The 4219-nt window shown below is 34.8% G+C and carries 4 protein-coding genes and 1 pseudogene; 3 read left to right on the top strand and 2 right to left on the bottom strand.

Annotated elements, in window-relative coordinates:
* Window positions 1-1048: 1048 nt before the first annotated feature.
* The 3 genes and pseudogenes from RMN92_RS07110 (at window position 1049) to RMN92_RS07100 (ending at window position 2454) form a co-directional block, all read left to right on the top strand.
* Window positions 1049-1804 (top strand): annotated as a pseudogene (locus tag RMN92_RS07110) (hypothetical protein).
* Window position 1805: 1 nt separating this feature from the next.
* Window positions 1806-2228: a DUF5675 family protein gene (locus RMN92_RS07105; RefSeq protein ID WP_309608768.1), complete on the top strand. Its 423-nt coding sequence runs from the start codon at window positions 1806-1808 to the stop codon at window positions 2226-2228.
* Window positions 2229-2232: 4 nt separating this feature from the next.
* Complete coding sequence (locus RMN92_RS07100) at window positions 2233-2454, top strand: hypothetical protein (RefSeq protein ID WP_309608767.1); 222 nt, start codon at window positions 2233-2235, stop codon at window positions 2452-2454.
* A gap of 250 nt (window positions 2455-2704) precedes the next feature.
* On the opposite strand, the gene RMN92_RS07095 is transcribed toward RMN92_RS07100, so the two are convergent.
* Window positions 2705-2884, bottom strand: coding sequence for a hypothetical protein (locus RMN92_RS07095; protein ID WP_309608766.1), 180 nt, complete (start codon window positions 2882-2884; stop codon window positions 2705-2707).
* 29 nt (window positions 2885-2913) lie between these two features.
* The gene (locus RMN92_RS07090; protein ID WP_309608765.1) at window positions 2914-3336 is read right to left on the bottom strand and encodes a DUF6943 family protein; all 423 of its coding nucleotides are present in this window, start codon (window positions 3334-3336) and stop codon (window positions 2914-2916) included.
* Between the last annotated feature and the right edge of the window lie 883 nt (window positions 3337-4219).

Below are 4219 nucleotides of genomic sequence, written 5' to 3'. Positions count from 1 at the left end.
CAACAGCTTGGAACATGAAGAAAATGATGGAAATATTGAAACAGAAAATAATTTTCTATTTTTACCAATCGCAAATTTTCCTGTTTTACAGTTCTATTTTTAAAAATAAATTAGAAAGACGGTTTTGTTAAGGTGCGACTATTTAACTGAATTATTCATTATCGGACAATAATCAAGGAAAGAATTTAAAAAAAGAATAGTTTTTTTTGAAATTGGGACAAACGTCGGACAAGAAGCAAATAAAAAAACCGTAAACACTTATTTATAAGCTATTTACGGTTTAGTGTTGCGGAGAAAGAGGGATTTGTTTTCCATTTCTAAACCGTTGATATATAGATTTTTAAATTCTATTCCTAAACTAGGGTCTCTATTATGCACCTGCTTTTTGCATTGCAAAACTTCGATTAACTTATAGTACAAATGTAGTTATATTTTAGGACTTATCGAAGCATTTATAAAGAAAACATTATCAAAAAATGAACTGGTTAATAGTATGGTTTGCAAATTTCTAAAGTTTAATTTTTAGTAATGTTATGTTTCATTTCTAACCAATTATCAAAGGTTCTACTTGTTCATATTTTAAACTGGTGTAAACACAAAACTCTTCGATTGATACAAACTCATTTTCAAGCTTATTAAGCTCTGTTCTTATCTTTTGTAACAATCTAATACTTTGTCGATAACTCTTTCCAGTAATACGCTGTATGTCCTTTGGGTAGATGCACAATCTCTTATTTTCTGTTTTCATATACTATCTATGCCTTTGACTAGGCTTTGACTTACTTTAAAACCCTATAATCCAAATTTTTATATTTTGCAAAATTAGAAAAAAAATCCTTTGTGTAATCATCTGTAATTTAAGACTATTTGAGATGCTCATATATTGCCATTTATGGTCATTTCTGCCATTTACGTCATAAAGTGTCGTATTGGATAGGTACTACTTTTTTATTTTGATTAATTGGCTAAAATTTGTTCCGAAATCAATCTACAGCTGTTGCAACAGAAAGATGATTTAGACAATTTATTAATCTAAATTTTAGAAATTATGGCAAGACAGAAAGGCATAATTAAATTAAAAGGTACTATTGGAGATATTACTTTTTACAAAACCCAAGATGGTCATTTGGCGCGTGAAAAAGGTGGAATCGATGCGAGCAGAATTGCGAGTGATCCAGCGTTTCAAAGAACACGAGAAAATGGTTCTGAATTTGGTCGAGCTGGGAAAGCAGGAAAGATTTTGAGAACGGCTTTGAGAGCGTTGCTTTTGAATTCTGCCGATGGTAGAATGGTAAGCCGTTTAACTCAATCGATGGTAAAGGTTTTACAAGCCGATTTGGTAAGCATTAGAGGTTTGCGAAACATCATTGATGGTGAAGCGGAACTTTTAGCAGGTTTTGAATTCAATATTCGTGGTAAACTAGGTACAAGTTAATTTGCTCCGTTTGTGGCAACTATTGACCGTGTAACTGGTGTAATTGAAGTTACATTGGCTTCCTTTATACCTGTGAATATGATTGCTGCACCAAGTGGAACAACGCATTTTAAAATTATTTCTGCTGGTGCAGAAGTAGATTTTGAAGTCGAAACCTTTGTAGTTGAAAATTCAGAAACGGCTATTTTGCCTTGGGATTCAGTAGCAACTGCGGTAATCACACAGACTAATACGGTAACTCCTGCAAGTACAAAACCTTTGTTTTTGGCTCTTGGTGTTGAGTTTTACCAATTGGTTAACGGACAAATGTACCCACTTAAAAATGGTGCTTACAATCCGTTATCGTTGGTTCGAGTTAGTGGCGTGTAAGATGGTATTGATACTATCAAGAACTTATTTCCCCGATGGAACAAACGGAAAACTCGAATGCGAAGGTAAACTCATTTGTTTGACAATTGAATTGCCTTGGAAAAACAACGAAACGAAAGTTTCCTGCATTCCCGAAGGGAAATATTTTATAAAGAAACGATACAGTAAAAAATTTCAATGGCATTTAGAGGTTATGGATGTAAAAAATAGAAGTTTAATTCTGTTTCATCCTGCCAATAATGTTTTGCAAGAATTGAATGGTTGTATTGCTCCAGTCACGAAATTTTCTGGTCCTGGTTTAGGACTTAAATCTCGAAATGCGTTTAATAAATTGAAAAATTTAGTGTTTAAAGGTTTAGATCTAAACGAAGAAGTTTCGATAATTATTAAATCAGATTTCCAATTGGGAATGACAAAAAAATAAAAATATGAATATCATAAAAAGAGTAAAATCGCCCACTCCAAAGTTTTTTAAAGTGCTTCGAAATATCGGATTGGTTTTGGCAGCCGTAGGCGGAACAATTTTGGCAGCGCCAGTTGCTTTGCCTGCAATTGTTGTTACTGTTGGCGGTTATGTAGCCGTTGTAGGTGGTGTTATTTCGGCGGTTAGCCAATTGACCACGACAAAAGACGATGCCATTACAGAATAGTAATACAACTTTAGTTGGTACCGCTAGCGGTACATTTTTGAGTGTTTTACCGAATTTGCATTCGGAAGATGTTTTAAAAACGATAATTCTTGCCACACTTGGGGCGATAGTCAGTTTTTTAATATCTTTACTGCTCAAAATATTAATTGGAAAGCACAAAAAATAGTCTAACTCTAGTTGTGGTGACCTTTGGATTAGATATTATGAAAGCCCAAAACCGAAAGGATTGGGCTTTTTTTACGTTCCAAAATTAAACTTCTTCAAATAAATTGAGAGTTACCTCTAAAACCACAACTTCGGAATTAAAAGTATACAATTCTTGCCATTTTGCGCTGTCTATGGCTTTGGCTCTGGTGTCGAAAACGCCAAAACATACTCTTGATGCTCTGCTTTTCCAATTGTCGGTTTGGTACAAAATAAATAGTTTCATAGTTAAATAATTAAAGTTCTTAATTGGGTCTATTTTTTGCAGTAGCGATGTAAAATCACTCTTCGTAAGTCGTTGATTAAATTGATGTTTTCGTGAAATTGTGTTTCTTTGAGTTCCAATAATCGCAACGCTTTCATATCTTTTTGATGTGCTTCGTAGTCTAACAATAAAGTGTTTACTCGTGCCGAAAAGTTGTGTTTAAGGTCATTAATTCTTATAAACGGAATAACCGAACCGCACAAAAATTGATGCCAAAAATTTGACTTCCAAAGGCTGTACGCAATCCAATAAACCGTTTCCAAATCTTCTTCGTTTGAAAAAATAATTACAAAACTATTAGTAAATTCGGTTTTTTGAGGTTTTCCGCTATTCAATCCTTTATTTAAAACAAACATATGCGGGTTTTTGTACATTGTATCTTTTAGGTGGGTTTGGATAATGAAATTTAGCATAATTCTTGATTTGAAGTTGAGGTTTTCAATTCCCTTTTTTTGCCATTAAATTTTTTAAAAGAAAAAAAAAGAAAGTCGTACTTCAAGTGGAGGTTTCAAGAAAAGCAAGTTTTTTCAAAAAAATACTACCCGTATTTATACGTTAATGTTGTTGGGAATTGGAGTTTTGATTTTAATCAAATGTTGATGCGAACGAAAATGTAGGGTGGAGATTTTATTGAAAACCCGTAGGGCTTGAACTTTCTTTTCTTGAAACTGGAACTTACCTTTACTTTCTTTTTATTTATTTTTTTATTTTTATTGTTTCGGATAGGGTTGTTATGAAAAGTGATCTAAAAGATGTTGAATTGAAAACTAGTGTTCTGGTTCAGAGAACACCCCCAAGCACCGCAGTAAAAAAAATGGAGTTTTTACGGAATTTTTTTTGCGAGGAGCGAAGTGGCGGTGTTGCGGCAATCGAACAGCCACCGCAGGGTGGGAACGAAGCGTAGTTTACGAAGCGAAAGTGTAGCACTGCGAGCGTGAAACGTTGGGGAAAAAATATAAGTCAGCGATAGCGTTCCTTGATTTAGGGCAAAGTGCTAACGGAGCCAACCCCAATGGCTGGGCGAAAGAGCAACCGCTGAAAACACGGAGGGCGGCAGACATAATACTGCTGGAATGTAGTGAAGAGAAAGAGAGAGCTTGCAGCGGAATGCAATGGAGCGGAAAGCGAACGATTGAACGAAACGAAATGAAGCGGTATTATGGATGCAGAAGCCCGACCGAACGCAGGAAGTGACCGTGTGAAGTGTCTGTGGAACGGAGGGAAACCTAACTATTGAATTGGAACTATAAATTGCTTATTTACCTCAAAATGTTCTTATGAAAATGTAAGGTTGAC

Origin of the sequence: Flavobacterium sp. (assembly GCF_031363805.1) — a bacterium.
In the GTDB taxonomy this organism is placed as follows: Bacteria; Bacteroidota; Bacteroidia; order Flavobacteriales; family Flavobacteriaceae; genus Flavobacterium.
The sequence above is the reverse complement of the archived record's forward strand: the minus strand, read 5'-3'. Positions and strand labels throughout refer to the sequence as shown.

Coding starts and splice junctions, on each gene's coding strand:
- RMN92_RS07095 (WP_309608766.1), bottom strand. CDS start 2,884: ATGAAACTATTTATTTTGTACCAAACCGACAATTGGAAAAGCAGAGCA.
- RMN92_RS07090 (WP_309608765.1), bottom strand. CDS start 3,336: ATGCTAAATTTCATTATCCAAACCCACCTAAAAGATACAATGTACAAA.
- RMN92_RS07105 (WP_309608768.1), top strand. CDS start 1,806: ATGGTATTGATACTATCAAGAACTTATTTCCCCGATGGAACAAACGGA.
- RMN92_RS07100 (WP_309608767.1), top strand. CDS start 2,233: ATGAATATCATAAAAAGAGTAAAATCGCCCACTCCAAAGTTTTTTAAA.